This is a genomic window from Deltaproteobacteria bacterium (assembly GCA_009692615.1).
In the GTDB taxonomy this organism is placed as follows: Bacteria; Desulfobacterota; Binatia; order UBA9968; family UBA9968; genus DP-20.
The window spans coordinates 1-14,943 of record SHYW01000124.1 but is presented as its reverse complement, the minus strand read 5'-3'; the positions used below and the strand labels follow the sequence as shown (position 1 = coordinate 14,943).

The following is a 14,943-nucleotide window of genomic DNA, read 5'->3' as shown; positions in this document are numbered from 1 at the left end:
GCGGCCTCAACCACGGTGATCTCGCTGCGATATACTCGTTGAATTACGTCTAGTCGTTTCTCGTCTTTCATTGTCAGGGTTGTCATCCTTCCACCCTGACATAATTACGTTGCCGTTAACCCCTGACATAATCACTTTGCTACAACAAATAGCTTTTGTTTCCTTGTTGGGATAAACTGCACGACATATCGGTAATGGACGGTCAGGAGAAACTGGAATGCGCTTGTTACAGAAACATGGAACCCCGTTGCTGGTCTTGGTGCTCGGCATGGCTGTGGGTTTTTTCTTGTCGAGCCGATGGGTGCCGAATGTTGCGGCGGTGGGGCGGCAGGATTACGAAAGTCTCGAAGCTTTTAGCAACATCCTATCGATTGTCAAGAAAAACTATGTCGAAGATGTCGAAACCAAGAACTTGGTCAACGGTGCGATCAACGGCATGCTCAGTTCCCTCGATCCCCATAGCGCCTATCTCACACCACAACTTTATAAAGACTTGCAGAGCGACACCCAAGGACGCTTCGGCGGCTTGGGCATTGAAATCACGGTAAAGGGCGGCATTCTCACCGTGGTTTCGCCGATCGAAGACACGCCGGCCTTCAAAGCCGGCATCAAGCCGGGCGACCAGATTTTTAAAATCGAAAACGAGTTCACCAAGGATATGTCGCTGGTCGATGCGGTGAAAAAGATGCGCGGCCTCAAGGGCACTAAGATCAATCTGACCGTGCGCCGCGAAGGCGCCAACGACCTGTTGGACTTTACCTTGGTGCGCGACGTGATTCGCGTCCAAAGTGTCAAGAGCCGCGCCCTCGAACCCGGTTACGCCTACCTTCGCCTTGCCCAATTTCAAGAACGGAGCGACCGCGACTTGCAGCGCGCCCTGGAAAAATTGGCCGGCGAAAAAGGCGGCGTCAAAGGGTTGGTGCTCGACCTGCGCAACAATCCCGGCGGGCTTTTGACCCAGGCGGTGCGGGTTTCCGATATGTTCTTGGACTCCGGTCTGATCGTTTACACCGAAGGGCGCATCGAAGCGCAGAAGCAAAAATACTTCGCGCAAAAAGACGGCACCTGGATGGATTTCCCGATCGTCGTGCTAGTCGATGGCGGCAGCGCCAGCGCTTCGGAAATCGTCGCCGGCGCCTTGCAAGATCATGGGCGCGCGGTGGTGCTCGGCACCAAGACCTTTGGCAAGGGATCGGTGCAGACGATCCTACCGCTGGATGACAACTCCGCTCTGCGCTTGACCACGGCGCGTTATTTCACCCCTAAGGGCCGTTCGATCCAGGCCACCGGCATCGTCCCCGACATCATCGTCGAAGCGGTGGCGCCCCAGGAGGGCAAGGTGGAGGAGAAGAAACGCGCCGGCCTGCGCGAGGAAAACTTGCCGGGCCACCTGCAAAATCCGCAAAAGGAAAGTTCGGCCCAAGAGCAGATTGACCGGGAAAAAGAAAAACAGATTCCCGCTTCCGGTCCGACCGGCGACGAAACCATCGACAACGATCAGCAGTTGAAGCGCGCGCTCGATCTGCTCAAAAACTGGGATGTCTTAAAAAAGATCGCGCAGAAAAAGGCGGCTTAAAGCTTGTTGCCTTTCACGTCAGATAATTGATTCGGCAAAAATAGCCCTCCTCTCGGAGGGCTATTTTTTTTGTGCTACATTCGTCTCAACATGCCGCGCAGTTCCAGCACCGAAACCGACCTACCGCTATTTGCCGCGATAACGCGCAAGAGCCTTACTATCAGCGAGCTCAACGAGCAGATCAAAGGCAGTTTGGAAAAGCGTTTCGACGGCCTTTGGGTGGCGGGCGAGATTTCCAATTTTAAAGCCGCGCCGTCGGGCCATTTTTATTTCACCCTCAAAGACGACAAGAGCCAACTTTCCGCCGTCATGTTTCGCCGTCAGGGATCGCTGCTGCGCTTCACGCCGCAAAGCGGTTTGGCAGTGCTCTGCTTCGGCCGGGTGAGCCTTTATACCGTGCGCGGCGACTTGCAGCTTTACGTCGACGACATGGAGCCCCAGGGGCAGGGGGCTCTGGCGCTCGCCTTCGAGCAATTGAAAAACAAACTCGCCGCCGAGGGTTTGTTCGGGCCGGAACGCAAACGGGATCTGCCGTCTTTGCCCAACACCATCGGCATTGTCACTTCCGACAAAGGCGCGGCGGTGCACGATATGCTGCGCATCATCCGCGATCGCTATCCCGATCGCCGCGTGGTGATTCGGCCGGTCAAAGTTCAGGGCGATGGCGCGGCGCGGGAGATCGCCGCGGCGATCGACGATTTGAATCGCTTGGGCGGCGTGGACGTGATGATCGTCGGGCGCGGCGGCGGTTCGCTGGAAGATCTCTGGGCGTTCAATGAAGAGATCGTCGCCCGGGCGATCTTCGCTTCCGAGGTTCCCGTTGTTTCCGCGGTGGGGCATGAAGTCGATTTCACCATCGCCGATTTCGTCGCCGACCGGCGCGCGCCGACACCGACGGCGGCGGCAGAGATGGTCGTGCCGCGCAAGGCCGATTTGATCGATCAAGTCGAGTTGCTGCAAGAGCAGCTCCTAAAGAATATCGAATTCAAATTATTGACGTTGCGCGAAGCCTGCGCCGGTTTGGCCAAACGGCTCGCCGATCCCGGCCGCAAGCTCAGAGAAAATCAGCAACGGTTGGACGAGCTGTCGATTGATTTGCTGCGCCGCTTCCAGGAAAAGCTGCGCCAATTCAAAGACCGCCTCGCCCAGGGCGCCGGACGATTGGCTGCGCTCAGTCCGTTAGCGGTGCTTGAGCGCGGTTACAGCATCGCCCATAAACTTCCCGGAGAGCGAATCGTTAAAGACGGCGCCGAATTGGCGCTCGGCGATCGCCTGCGCATCACTTTCGCCCAAGGAAAAGCGCTGTGCCGCGTGGAGGGGAAGGAATGACGGCGCTGGCTTTGCTCACGTTGCTAATCTCCTTCGCTATCGGCTCCGCGCTCGCTCAGGCTGGCGAAACCGGCAAGGTGATCTGGCCAAGATCGATTGAAGTAAAACAAGGCGAGCTGGTCGAGATAAAAATGAGCGGCGCGGATTTGGCGACCGTGGAAGGAAACTGGGGCAAGCAAAAAGTTTTTTTCTTTCCAAACGGCGATGGCAAGTTCGCCGCGCTGATCGGCGCGGATGTCGAAGCCAAGCCCACGCTATCGAAGCTCCGGCTGAAGGCGATCTCCCAATCGGGGGCCGAGCAGCACAAAGAAATCGCACTGAAGGTCAAAGCCAAATCGTTTCAGACCGAATCCTTCAACGTGCCGCCGAGCTTCGATGAGATGACCCCGGAAACTTTGGAAGAAATCCGCCGCGAACAGGCCGCGTTCGCGCGCGCCTTCGAAACTTCCGCGCCGGAGCGGTTGTGGGATGCGCCCTTCGTTCGGCCCGTGGCGCAACAGGAGTCGGCTTCGTCGTTCGGTTCCCGGCGCATCATCAATGGCACGCCGCGGTCGCCCCACAGCGGCACCGATCTGTCCGCGCCGGCGGGGACGGAAGTGCTGGCGGCCAATCACGGCCGCGTCGTATTGGTCGGTAACTTTTTTTTCGCCGGCGGCAGCGTCGTGCTCGATCATGGCGGCGGTTTGTTCACCATGTATTTTCATTTGTCCGAATTCAAAGTCGAAGATGGCGCGCTAGTAAAAAAAGGCGACGCGGTAGGTTTGTCCGGCGCCACCGGCCGGGTCACTGGGCCCCATCTGCACTGGGGCGCGCGCTTGGCCAACGCGCGCATCGAGCCGTTTGAGTTGCTGAAAAAAATTTCCCACAACGGCCGGCAAAATCAACAGTCAAAAGCGACAAACAAAACGGAGCAATAACATGGCGCGCAAGGATTCAATGAACAAAAAGTTTGAAACCGCCCTGGAAGATTTAGAACAAGTGGTCGAACATCTCGATTCCGGCGAATTGTCCCTCGAAGATTCACTGGCGGCGTACGAAAAAGGCGTCGGCCTAGTCAAGTTCTGTTACCAAAAGCTTGACGAAGTAGAAAAGAAAATCGAGCTTCTCGTCAAAGACAAAGACGGCAAGCCGCAGCTCAAAGCTTTCGCGGATTCGGCCGACGCGGGCGCCGACGAGGATTGATCTTGGCTATTGTGTCGACGGCTTGCGATTTCCCCTGTGGTTCGTTCCTCTGCAATAACAATTGTCGGTTTCTCGACGAAAACTGCACCGCTGGATTTGAAGAATTGCGCCGGTCGGTGTTAGATTGCGTCATTGACGAGGGCGAAACGATTTTAATTTATGGGCAACGTCGGCAGCGCCAGTAAAAGAATTTCCAGCGTGGCTAAATTCGATTTAGATACTTTTCTCCGGTCGCGCAGCGCGGCGGTGGACCGCGGGTTGGAAAACTATTTCAAGCGCCACGCCGAGATTTCCGGCAATATCTACAAGGCGATGCGTTACGGATTGTTTCCCGGCGGCAAGCGAATTCGGCCGATTCTGGTGTTGGCGGCCGGTGAACTGTTCGGCGCCAAACGTAAAACCCTCATGCCGTTCGCCTGCGCCGTGGAAATGATCCACGGCTATTCGCTGATTCACGACGATTTGCCGGCGTTGGACAATGACGATCTCAGGCGGGGCGAGCCGGCCAATCACAAAGTGTTCGGCGAAGGCATGGCGCTGCTCGCCGGCGACGGCCTGCTCACCGAGGCATTTCATTTGATCTCGGCGCCGGAAGTTACCGCGAGTGTGCCCGCCGAATTGGTTCTCAAGCTGATTCACGAATTGTCCTACGCCGTGGGCATCGCCGGTTTGGTCGGTGGCCAGGCTTTCGATATAGAAGCCGAGCGGTGCGCGGTGGACATCGGCGTGGTGGAATACATTCACGTGCGCAAGACCGGCGCGCTGATTCGCGCGGCGGTGCGTCTCGGCGCCCAAGTGGCGGGAGCGTCGGCGGACGAACTGCGGCGGCTATCGCGCTTTGGCGAGGCGCTCGGCTTGGCTTTCCAGATCGCAGACGATATTTTAGACATTCTCGGCGAAACCGCGCCGGGCGACCTGGCCGAGTCCGGCACCAGCGAGTGGAATAAAGCAACCTATCCATCGGTGGTCGGCGTCGCCAAAGCGCAAGAGCGGTTATCCGAGTTGCTCACGCAGTGTTTCGATGAACTGGCGCCCTTCGGCGCCGCCGGCGAAGCGCTGCGCGCCATCGCCGAACAGATGGCCGCGCGCGCACTCAACACCAATGGAAAACTCTTGACCAAGGAGATGCACAGCTAACATGGCAAGACTGCTCGATACCGTTCAGTTTCCCAAGGACATTCGTAAGTTTTCTCCCGAACAGTTAAACCAACTGGCCGGGGAAATCCGCGACGAAGTGATTTCCGTGGTTTCCGAGGTGGGCGGCCACTTCGCCTCGACTTTGGGCGCGGTGGAGCTGACCTTGGCGCTACACTACGCTTTCAACACGCCGGACGACCGCATCGTCTGGGACACCGGCCATCAAACCTACGCGCACAAATTGCTCTGCGGCCGGCGCGAGCGTTTGGCGACGATTCGCCAGCTCGGCGGCTTGAGCGGTTTTCTCAGTCGCGAGGAGAGCGAGTACGATGTCTTTGGCGCCGGCCACGCCGGCACATCTATTTCCGCCGCCCTCGGCATGGTCGAAGCTAAGTCTTTGGCTGGCTCGCGGCGCAAAGTTGTCGCGGTGATCAGTGACGGCGGCTTGAGCGCGGGTTTGACCTATGAAGGTTTGAATTCCGCCGGCCATCTCGACAAGGATTTGATCGTCATCCTCAACGACAACGAGCACTTTATCGATCCAAGGGTCGGCGCGGTGTCATCTTTTCTGAGCAAGCAGTTTACCACCGATTTGGGCGTGCGCTTGCAAAAGAATTTATCGGCCTTGCTCAAGAGTTTGCCGAACGGAGAAAATTTAAAGCATGTGGCGCGCAAGCTGCGCGATTCGTTTCTAGGTCTGGTGACCCCAGGGTTTCTCTTCGAAAGCCTGGGCTTTCAATATGTCGGCCCCATCGACGGCCACAATATCGGCGAGATGATCGCGACCTTGGAGAACGTCAAAAAGATCGAGGGGCCGACGTTGGTCCATGTCGTGACGAAAAAAGGCAAAGGCTATTTGCCGGCGGAACAGGATCCGATCAAGTTTCACGCCGTGACGCCGTTCCACGTGCTCACCGGCAAGGCGAAGAAAGATAAAGGGCCGATTCCCACTTACACCGATATTTTCGGCGCGTCGCTGCTTCGCCTCGCCAAGGAGAATCCCAAGATCGTCGGCATCACCGCCGCCATGGGCAGCGGCACGGGCATCGACAAATTGCAGCGCGAACTGCCCAAGCGTACTTACGATGTCGGCATCGCCGAACAGCATGCGGTAACGTTTGCCGGCGGCCTGGCCACCGAAGGCTACATTCCCGTAGTCGCGATCTACTCGACTTTTTTGCAGCGCGGCTACGACGAGATTCTCCACGATGTCTGCTTGCAGAATTTGCACGTGGTGTTCGCGCTGGACCGCGGCGGTTTGGTTGGCGCCGATGGGCCGACCCATCACGGCGTGTTCGATTTCGCCTACATGCGTTCGATCCCCAACCTCGTGATCATGGCGCCCAAGGACGAGAACGAGCTGCAACATATGCTCAAGACCGCGGTCGATTTCAACGGACCGATCTCACTGCGTTACCCGCGCGGCGAGGGGGGAGGCGTGGCCTTGGACACCAAGCTAAATAGTCTGCCCATCGGCAAAGGCGAGCTGTTGCGCGAAGGCAACGATATTGTCATCGCCGCCGTCGGCCAAACGGTTTTACCGGCGTTGAAGGCGGCGCAGGAGTTGGCGCCGTTGGGGATTAACGCCGCGGTGATCAATGCGCGCTTCGTCAAACCGTTGGATCGGGAGTTGTTTGGCGCGATTCTCGGACGCGTCCCGAGAGTGATCACCGTGGAAGATCACGCGATCGCCGGCGGCTTCGGCAGCGCGGTGCTGGAATTTCTCGCCGACGAAGGATTTACCGGCGTCGAAGTCAAACGGCTCGGTGTGCCCGACCGTTTTATCCCACACGGAACCCAAGACGAACTCAGAAAAATCTGCGGCTTCGACAAAGACGCCATCGCTCAAGCGGCGTTGCAAATGGTGCGGCGCGCCAAAAAGAAAAGTAGAGAGGGATGGGAAAGAGGGAGCGCTTAGATCTGCTCTTGGTCGAGCGCCAGCTGGTCGCCAGCCGCGAAGACGGACGGCGCCGGATTCTCGCCGGCGAAGTGCTGGTCAACGAACAGATGGTCGACAAGGCGGGCAATCTCACCGACATCGACGCCGCGATTCGTTTCAAATCGCTGCCACCTTACGTCAGCCGCGGCGGACAAAAATTAGCCAAAGCGTTGGCGCAATTCTCGATCCAAGTCAAAGACAAATTCGCCCTCGATGTCGGCGCCTCCACTGGCGGCTTTACCGATTGCTTGCTCGCCCACGGCGCGGCCGGCGTGTTCGCCGTCGATGTCGGCTATGGCCAGTTGGATTGGAAACTTCGCAACGATCCGCGGGTGGTGGTTTTTGAAAAGACCAACATTCGCTATTTCCAACTGAGTCAACTGCCGCGGGCCGCCGACTTGGCGACCATCGACGCGTCGTTTATTTCGCTAAAAATAATTTTGCCCCAGGTCAAGACGCTTTTGATCGATCATGGCGATGTCATCGCCCTGATCAAGCCGCAGTTTGAAGTCGGTAAGGGCAAGGTCGGCAAAGGCGGTGTAGTGCGCGCGCCGGAAGAACACGCACGGGTCATCGACGAGATCGTCGCCGCGGCAACGGCGTTAAGCTTTGACAACCTTGGTGTGACAGAATCGCCGTTGCTGGGGCCCAAGGGCAACCGCGAGTTTTTGATTCATTTGCATTTGCTCTAGCTTAGCGTAGCGGCCTTGGAGAACGGATTCGGCATCGGAGATTTTGGCCGCAAAGAACGCAAAAAGATGGAATTCGAAATATTGTTCTCGCGCGAGTTACGGTTCTGACCATGGCCGCTTGCAAGAAAATCGCTCATCGGGGCGCCTCCGGCAATTATCCGGAAAGCACCCGTCTGGCTTTGCAAAAAGCGATCGCCGCCGGCGCCGATATGATCGAGCTCGATTGCCAGATGACCCAGGACGGCCATGTGGTAATCTTTCACGACGACAAGCTCAGGCGCACCGCCGGCGGGCGCGGCGCGCTGCGCGACCAGACCTTGGCGCAATTGCAAAAGCTCGACATCGGCCGTTGGCGCGGTAAAAAATTTGCCGGCGAACGGATTCTCACCCTGGAAGAAGCCCTGGAGGTCATGGGCGGCAAGATCGACCTTTGTTTGGAATTTAAAACTTTTGGCGCCGCCGCGCCGGGCATGGATCTCAAAGTCTTGTTTACCTTGAGCCACTACGACTATTTGGAACGCACAGTGCTATCGTCCTTCGATTATCGTTGTCTGGCACGACTGCGGGATCATGCTCCGGAGGCGGCCTTGGGAATTATTTACGGCGCCGGAGTCGATGACGACCCGTTCGAAGCCGCGCGCCGTGTGGGCGCGGCTTCGCTGCATGTACAGAAGGAGATCGCGACCAGGGAATTTCTCCGCCAAGCCTGGGACGAAGGGCTCGACGTTTATGTTTGGACGGTCAACGAAGCGCGCGAGATCGAGACCTTTGCCGGCCTCGGCGTCCAGGGTTTGATTTCCGATTTCCCTGAAAAGCTCGCCCGTCTGTGACCAACCGCGGCTCATTTCAGCGCGGTCCTTATCTCTTTGCCGCAGATTTTTTAGAGGGACGCGACAAATCTCCTCAAGAAGCCGTCAAATAGATCGGTCAATTGCGTCCAAGCCGTTTAATTTAAAAGTGATTTGCTTGACTTGGCAGCGTAATCGTCTAGAATCACGAGCGGACAATTAGTCGTCCGCGTTGATCGGGGGTGAGTCTATTTTATGACCGGAGTTCGAGTCCGCGAGAATGAATCGATTGAGAGCGCTATTCGACGCTTTAAAAAACTTTGCGAAAAGGCCGGCATCCTAGCTGAGTTGCGTAAGCGTGAGCATTACGAAAAACCCAGCGTCAAACGGAAGAAAAAAGCCATCGCTGCGAAGAAACGGGCGTTGCGCCGTGTGCGTCACGCCTATTAATTCAACCGTTGCCCGATAGATATCTCATCACAGAATGTCACTTAAGGCCGAGATCCAGGAAGCCGTGAAGACAGCCATGAAGAGCGGCGATGCGGTAACGCTATCGACGCTCCGGCTTCTTCTCTCGGCGCTTCATAACGAAGAGATCCGCGTGCGCAAAGAACTCGGCGCGGATGAAATCCAAAAAATCATCACCACGCTGAGCAAACAGCGCGGCGAATCCATCGAGTTGTTTCGCAAGGGCGGACGCGAGGAGTTGGCGCAAAAAGAAGAAGCCGAACTCGTCGTCCTCAAGCGTTATTTGCCCCAGCAGCTAACTCAAGATGAAGTCGCCGCGCTGATTCGCGCCTGTATCGACGAGGCCGGCGCCAAGGGGCTGCCAGATCTCGGCAAGGTCATGAAATTGCTGATGCCCAAAGTTGCCGGTCGGAGCGACGGCAAACAGGTGAGCGACATGGCCAAGGCACTGCTTAGCAGTTGACGCGCCACGAACCTCGATCCGGCGCCGGATAGGTTTGCGGTTCTGCGATTCGATCCGAGTGGGCGCGGGGCAGTTGATCTAGGCGCTAAATTAGTTAAGGTACTTCTACCATCGAACGGTTTTCGCCGGTGAATTGGGTCGATTTAATTTTAATTGCGGTTTTGGCGCTCTTCGGCTTACGAGGCTTTTTTCGCGGTTTGTTCCGCGAAGTATTTTCTCTTGCCGGATTGATCGTCGGGTTCATGGTCGCGGTGGCCTACGATCAAAGGATCGCGGCTTTTTTAGCCGGCCATTGGCAGGTGTCGCCGTTGTTTCTCAAAGGCGCGGCCTTCGTGGCGATTTTCTTCTCGGTCTATTTCGTTTTTAGTTTGGCGGGTTGGTTGCTCCATCGCTCGGAAAAACTATTGTTTCTACAAACCCTCAATCGGAGCGGCGGCGTCGCCATCGGCGTCGGTAAGGGCGCGGCGCTGACCGCGCTGGCGATTCTTCTATTGACCTCGGCGGCATGGTTGCCGCAGTCGGCGCGCGACAAGCTCGATGGTTCCTATCTAAGCGCACCGTTGACCCAACTGGCGGAAAACTTGCTGCGCATCGGCAAAGAAAAGATTTTTTCTCATGACGACGCCGGGCAGATCTCGGCGGCGCCTAGCGGTCGCATGTAGCTTTGGGCATGATCAGTCAAGACAAAATCGCCGAGATTCGTAACCGCGCTTCGATCGTCGAAGTGGTCGCCGATTACGTCACGCTGAAAAAATCCGGCCGTAACCACATGGGACTGTGCCCGTTTCACGCGGAAAAAAGTCCGTCGTTTACGGTCAGCGAAGAGAAAGGCATCTTTCACTGTTTCGGCTGTCACGCCGGCGGCAGCGTGTTCCACTTTCTCATGCAGTACGATCACCTGACCTTTCCCGAAGCGGTGGAGCAGGTAGCCAAGCGTTACGGCATCGCCATTGAGCTGAGCTCAGGTTCGGGTAATCGCCAAGAGCAGGGCGAGCGTGAGACGCTTTTTCGCGTCAACGAGCAGGTGGCGGCCAATTATCAAAAAATTCTTTTCGCCCATCCCGAGGGGCGCCGGGCCCTCGAATATCTCAAGGCTCGCGGCGTCGATGAAACGATGGCGCGCAAGTATATGCTCGGCTATGCGCCGCAAACCGGTTCGGGTTTGTTGTCATTGGCCAAGAAAGAAAATATTTCCGTCAACGATGCGCTGCGCCTCGGCCTGGTCGGCCAACGTGGACCGGAACAGTTTTACGAAAAATTTTTCGCCCGGGTGATTTTTCCGATCGTCAATCCGGCGGGAAAAGTTGTCGGCTTCGGCGGCCGGGTGCTCGATCAGGGCATGCCCAAATATTTAAATTCCAGCGAGACGCCGCTATTTCACAAAGGCTCGACGCTGTACGGTCTGCATCAAGCCAAAGAGGGCATTCGCCAGGCCGATCGCGTCGTGGTGGTCGAAGGCTATCTCGACGTCATCGCCTTGGCGCAGTTCGGCGTCGCCTATTCGGTGGCGACCTTGGGCACGGCGTTGACGCCAGAACATGTGCGGGCGCTGTCGCGCTATACCAAAAACATCATCGCGCTGTTCGATGGCGATGAGGCCGGACTCAAAGCCGCGGCCCGCAGTTTTGAAATATTTGTCGAGGCCGGCATGCTTGGCCGGGCGGCTTTTTTGCCCAAGGGCGAAGATCCCGACAGCTTTGTGCGCGCCAAGGGCAAGGCGGTGTTGGAGGAAGTTTTGGATCGCGCCGTGCCGCTGGCGGACTATTATTTTTCTTGGCTCGCCAAGCGTCATGGCCAAACCCTCGAAGGCAAGAGTCAGGTGGCGACGGAAATCAGCCGGCTGTTGGCTAAGGTGACCAACCCGTTCGAAGTAGATTTGTTGATCAGCCGGGCCGTGGATATGTTGGGCATACGTGAAGATCTATTGCGCCGCCGTCCGCCGCCGGCGCCGGGCATGAGGTCCGCGCCGGTTCCCAGTGTTGCTACAGCACCGGCCAAAAGTGACAGTCGCGACGATTTTGCCGAGCGTTCGCTGCTCGGCTTGATGTTGCGTTTGCCCAAAGTGTTGAGCCGAGTGGCGGATGACGGCGAAGCCGGCCAGTGGTTCAGCCCCAAATGGCGGCCCCTAGTTGACGGCATCGTTACGGAATGGCAAGAACGAAGGAACGTCGATCTGTCCCAATGGATGCACCAGCTATCCCCTGAACTCGCTCAGGATATCGCCGGCTTGGTGATCGACTCGGAAAGATTATCCGATGCCGAGTGCGAGAAGATGGCCCAGGATTGCGTGTTGTACCTGCGCCGCAAGCGACTCAAAGGCATGGAGCGCAATTTGCGCGTGGCGATTCGCGCCGCAGAGGAGCAAAAGGATGAGAATGCGAAGAGAGAAAGGATACTAGAATGGCAAGACCTCCAACAAAAAGAGCGCCAGCTAGAACGCCCAAGGCTCGAGCCGAAAATAACCATCCGGTAGCCAAAGCCAAAGGCGCCTCCGACTCCGCTGCACAGCCGGCGGAGAAGAAAAATATGAAGGAGGTCAAAAAGCTCATCGACTTGGGCAAGGAGAAGGGCTACCTGACCTACAACGACGTTAACGACATGTTACCGGCCGAGGTGGTATCGCCGGATCAGATCGACGATGTCATGTCGATCTTCGGCGAGATGGACATCGAAGTCGTTGATTCCAATCAGCGCGTGACCATCGGCAGCACGGGCGAGGATGTCGCCGAGGAAGAGGAAGAGGAGAAAGAAGTCGAGAGCGACGCCGACGGCGACGTGGTCGGCAAGACCGGCGATCCGGTGCGCATGTATCTGCGCGAGATGGGTACGGTCTCGCTGCTCAGCCGCGAGGGCGAAGTGGAAATCGCCAAGAAGATCGAAGAAGGCGAGAACCGCGTCATCAATGAAGTGTTGTCCAATCCTTTGGCGCTACGCTACGTGCTCGATCTCAGCGAGAAGCTGGCCCAGCATGAGATTCGCGTGCGCGAGATCATCAAGGAAGAGGGCGACGAAGAAAACGAAAACTTCGAAGACGAAGAGGTTCACGAAAAAAGACTGCTCGATCAGATCGGCAAAATTCGCCGCAGCACCAATGACCGGGAGAAACTTAGAAGACAGTTGGAAGGCAAGCGGGTCTCGGCGCGCCGGCGCCAATCGCTGACCGACAGCGTCAACAAGTACAACGACAAGATCATCAACAGCCTGAAGGACTTGCAGCTCAACCGCAAACAAACCGAAGCGATCGCCGACGGCTTGAAGCGCGCCATGGAGCGCATGCAGACCGTCGAGCGGCGCATCAAAGACTTCGAACAACGGGTCGGCAAGCCATCGTCGGAAATTCTCAAGCTGGTGGTTGCCGCCGAAGCCAACAAGAAGCACTGGCCCAAAGTGGTGAGCTCGTTCCGCATGGGCCACGATTCGGTGCTGCACATGGCTGAAGAGATTCGCAGCGGGCGGCGCGACATTCGCCACATTGAAAAAGATTTGGAAATTCCCGCCGAAGAGGTCAAGCGGCGGGTGTGGTCGATCATCGAAGGTGAGACCAAAGCCAACTTGGCGAAGAAGGAACTGATTGAAGCGAATCTGCGGCTGGTGGTCAGCATCGCGAAAAAATACACCAACCGCGGTTTACAATTTCTCGATCTGATTCAAGAAGGCAACATCGGCCTGATGAAGGCGGTGGACAAGTTCGAATATCAGCGCGGCTACAAGTTTTCCACCTACGCGACCTGGTGGATTCGCCAGGCGATCACCAGAGCGATCGCCGACCAAGCGCGCACCATCCGCATTCCCGTGCACATGATCGAAACCATCAACAAGCTGATCCGCACCTCGCGTTATTTAGTCCAAGAGATCGGCCGTGAGCCGACGCCCGAAGAGATCGCTTCTAAAATGGAAATTCCCCTCGACAAGGTGCGCAAGGTTTTGAAAATCGCCAAGGAACCGATCTCGCTGGAGACTCCGGTGGGTGAGGAAGAAGACAGCCATCTTGGCGACTTCATCGAAGACAAGCGCATCATCACGCCGGCGGACGCGGTGGTCAACATCAACTTGCAGGAGCAAACCCGCAAAGTGCTGGCGACTCTGACGCCGCGCGAAGAGCAAGTCCTGCGCATGCGCTTCGGCATCGGTGAAAAGTCCGACCATACATTGGAAGAAGTTGGCCAAAAGTTTACCGTGACGCGCGAACGCATTCGTCAGATAGAAGCCAAGGCGCTGCGCAAGCTGCGTCATCCGAGCCGCAGCAAACGGCTCAAGAGCTTCATGGAGAACTAAACTGTGCTAGGGTGCTCGGAGGGCGATCCGTCCGAACACTCAAAGCTCCACGCTCAAAGCTTTCTTACTGGTTTCTCCGGGCCCATAGCTCAGTTGGTTAGAGCCACCGGCTCATAACCGGTTGGTCCCTGGTTCGAGTCCAGGTGGGCCCACCAACTTCTTTTTCAGTGTTTTCAAAGACTTCATCGGGGTCAGTACCCGTTGCCTTTGCCAGGGTTTCGGTAAGGGTTTCGGGTTTGACCCCCAGGAGCTTTGAAAACTGCTCTTCAACATCGCCGCCGATGTACTTGCCATAGTGCTTTTCGATCATCGTTACCGAAGTTCCGCAGTACTCCGCCAGCCACTTGATGTTGACTCCGTTACTCAAGCCCGCCGATATGAACGTATGGCGGGTAGAGTAGGGCTTACGCTCGCGGATGCCGGTGCCTCTTAGGATTCGATACCAGATACCAGCCCGCCAGGTGTGGAAGTTTAGAAGCTGGCCTTCCTGGTTCTTGAAGACATGCTCGTTGATGCCCACATGCAATGGTTTGACGGCCCGTATCACGTCGATCACGCCGGACAGTAAGCGAATCTCTCTTTCGCTGCCGGCTGTCTTGGTGGGGTTCTCGTCGTTCTTGTAGCGGGACTTCGAGATTGACAGGAACCCATGCTTGATGTCGATGTCTTCCCAGCGCAGCGCCAGGGCTTCCGACGGCCTCATGCCAGTCCAGAAGAGCAGATAGGCGAATATGTAATAGAACCGGCTCTTCTCCTTGAACGCCTGAAGGATCTTATCGCGCTCTTCTTCGGTGAATGGATCGGGCTTTGGCGTCTGTAGTCGTGGCCAGTCCAGCGCGGCAAACGGATCGGTATCGATCAAGTATAAATCGCGGGCGTAAAGTGTACCACTGAACCGGCAAAGATCTGGCAGAAAATGGCGGGTCAAAAGTGTACCGGTCCTGTAGTGTCAATGGCGGAGAGAAAATGTGCCAGATAGCGGCGCAATAGTGTACCAGTCAGGTTAAGAGAAAAGGGCTTTGAAGCCCCTGGGGTTTATTGTTGAGCTGGCACGTCGATTTAGATTTTGGTGTTGGGTTCTCCTTCGGTTGGCA

General features: G+C 56.7%; 13 protein-coding genes, 1 tRNA gene and 1 pseudogene. 14 read left to right on the top strand and 1 reads right to left on the bottom strand.

The window, feature by feature from the left end; genetic code table 11:
• The first annotated feature begins 217 nt into the window (after nucleotides 1-217).
• The 14 genes from EXR70_21845 to EXR70_21780 all read left to right on the top strand — a co-directional run bounded on the left by EXR70_21845 (nucleotide 218) and on the right by EXR70_21780 (nucleotide 14,004).
• On the top strand, nucleotides 218-1,576 hold the full coding sequence (locus EXR70_21845; GenBank protein MSP41139.1) for a S41 family peptidase: 1,359 nt from the start codon (nucleotides 218-220) through the stop codon (nucleotides 1,574-1,576).
• A 90-nt stretch (nucleotides 1,577-1,666) separates the two neighbouring features.
• Nucleotides 1,667-2,905 carry an exodeoxyribonuclease VII large subunit gene (gene xseA, locus EXR70_21840; GenBank protein MSP41138.1) on the top strand — a complete coding sequence of 413 codons (1,239 nt, stop codon included), beginning with the start codon at nucleotides 1,667-1,669 and terminating at the stop codon, nucleotides 2,903-2,905.
• On the top strand, nucleotides 2,902-3,822 hold the full coding sequence (locus tag EXR70_21835) for a M23 family metallopeptidase (protein ID MSP41137.1): 921 nt from the start codon (nucleotides 2,902-2,904) through the stop codon (nucleotides 3,820-3,822). Before xseA ends, EXR70_21835 begins: the two co-directional genes overlap by 4 nt.
• A 19-nt stretch (nucleotides 3,823-3,841) precedes the next feature.
• Entirely contained in the window at nucleotides 3,842-4,087 is a 246-nt protein-coding gene (locus EXR70_21830) for an exodeoxyribonuclease VII small subunit (GenBank protein ID MSP41136.1), read from the top strand.
• Nucleotides 4,088-4,246: 159 nt separating this feature from the next.
• Nucleotides 4,247-5,224, top strand: coding sequence for a polyprenyl synthetase family protein (locus tag EXR70_21825; protein ID MSP41135.1), 978 nt, complete (start codon nucleotides 4,247-4,249; stop codon nucleotides 5,222-5,224).
• Nucleotide 5,225: 1 nt separating this feature from the next.
• Nucleotides 5,226-7,142 (top strand): 1-deoxy-D-xylulose-5-phosphate synthase, encoded by a 1,917-nt coding sequence (dxs, locus tag EXR70_21820; protein ID MSP41134.1) that lies wholly within the window; start codon nucleotides 5,226-5,228, stop codon nucleotides 7,140-7,142.
• Nucleotides 7,121-7,855, top strand: a complete 735-nt coding sequence (locus tag EXR70_21815) for a TlyA family RNA methyltransferase (GenBank protein ID MSP41133.1) — start codon at nucleotides 7,121-7,123, stop codon at nucleotides 7,853-7,855. Before dxs ends, EXR70_21815 begins: the two co-directional genes overlap by 22 nt.
• Nucleotides 7,856-7,965: 110 nt before the next feature.
• Nucleotides 7,966-8,685: a glycerophosphodiester phosphodiesterase gene (locus tag EXR70_21810; protein MSP41132.1), complete on the top strand. Its 720-nt coding sequence runs from the start codon at nucleotides 7,966-7,968 to the stop codon at nucleotides 8,683-8,685.
• Nucleotides 8,686-8,898: 213 nt separating this feature from the next.
• Nucleotides 8,899-9,093 carry a 30S ribosomal protein S21 gene (locus EXR70_21805; protein MSP41131.1) on the top strand — a complete coding sequence of 65 codons (195 nt, stop codon included), beginning with the start codon at nucleotides 8,899-8,901 and terminating at the stop codon, nucleotides 9,091-9,093.
• Between the two features lie 34 nt (nucleotides 9,094-9,127).
• The gene (locus EXR70_21800; GenBank protein MSP41130.1) at nucleotides 9,128-9,574 is read left to right on the top strand and encodes a GatB/YqeY domain-containing protein; all 447 of its coding nucleotides are present in this window, start codon (nucleotides 9,128-9,130) and stop codon (nucleotides 9,572-9,574) included.
• A gap of 110 nt (nucleotides 9,575-9,684) precedes the next feature.
• Entirely contained in the window at nucleotides 9,685-10,236 is a 552-nt protein-coding gene (locus tag EXR70_21795) for a CvpA family protein (protein MSP41129.1), read from the top strand.
• A gap of 8 nt (nucleotides 10,237-10,244) precedes the next feature.
• On the top strand, nucleotides 10,245-12,047 hold the full coding sequence (locus EXR70_21790; GenBank protein MSP41128.1) for a DNA primase: 1,803 nt from the start codon (nucleotides 10,245-10,247) through the stop codon (nucleotides 12,045-12,047).
• Nucleotides 11,975-13,849, top strand: a complete 1,875-nt coding sequence (gene rpoD, locus EXR70_21785; protein ID MSP41127.1) for an RNA polymerase sigma factor RpoD — start codon at nucleotides 11,975-11,977, stop codon at nucleotides 13,847-13,849. The genes EXR70_21790 and rpoD overlap by 73 nt, the downstream gene beginning before the upstream one ends.
• A 78-nt stretch (nucleotides 13,850-13,927) precedes the next feature.
• Nucleotides 13,928-14,004, top strand: a tRNA-Met gene (locus EXR70_21780).
• A gap of 137 nt (nucleotides 14,005-14,141) precedes the next feature.
• On the opposite strand, the pseudogene EXR70_21775 reads toward EXR70_21780, so the two are convergent.
• Nucleotides 14,142-14,777: pseudogene (locus EXR70_21775) on the bottom strand (site-specific integrase).
• Nucleotides 14,778-14,943 lie beyond the last annotated feature (166 nt).

Bases quoted from the DNA above. Each gene is read 5' to 3' on its own strand.
- EXR70_21790 (MSP41128.1), top strand. From the start codon at position 10,245: ATGATCAGTCAAGACAAAATCGCCGAGATTCGTAACCGCGCTTCGATC.
- EXR70_21830 (MSP41136.1), top strand. From the start codon at position 3,842: ATGAACAAAAAGTTTGAAACCGCCCTGGAAGATTTAGAACAAGTGGTC.
- EXR70_21810 (MSP41132.1), top strand. From the start codon at position 7,966: ATGGCCGCTTGCAAGAAAATCGCTCATCGGGGCGCCTCCGGCAATTAT.
- EXR70_21815 (MSP41133.1), top strand. From the start codon at position 7,121: ATGGGAAAGAGGGAGCGCTTAGATCTGCTCTTGGTCGAGCGCCAGCTG.
- xseA (MSP41138.1), top strand. From the start codon at position 1,667: ATGCCGCGCAGTTCCAGCACCGAAACCGACCTACCGCTATTTGCCGCG.
- rpoD (MSP41127.1), top strand. From the start codon at position 11,975: ATGGCAAGACCTCCAACAAAAAGAGCGCCAGCTAGAACGCCCAAGGCT.
- dxs (MSP41134.1), top strand. From the start codon at position 5,226: ATGGCAAGACTGCTCGATACCGTTCAGTTTCCCAAGGACATTCGTAAG.
- EXR70_21845 (MSP41139.1), top strand. From the start codon at position 218: ATGCGCTTGTTACAGAAACATGGAACCCCGTTGCTGGTCTTGGTGCTC.
- EXR70_21805 (MSP41131.1), top strand. From the start codon at position 8,899: ATGACCGGAGTTCGAGTCCGCGAGAATGAATCGATTGAGAGCGCTATT.
- EXR70_21825 (MSP41135.1), top strand. From the start codon at position 4,247: ATGGGCAACGTCGGCAGCGCCAGTAAAAGAATTTCCAGCGTGGCTAAA.
- EXR70_21835 (MSP41137.1), top strand. From the start codon at position 2,902: ATGACGGCGCTGGCTTTGCTCACGTTGCTAATCTCCTTCGCTATCGGC.
- EXR70_21800 (MSP41130.1), top strand. From the start codon at position 9,128: ATGTCACTTAAGGCCGAGATCCAGGAAGCCGTGAAGACAGCCATGAAG.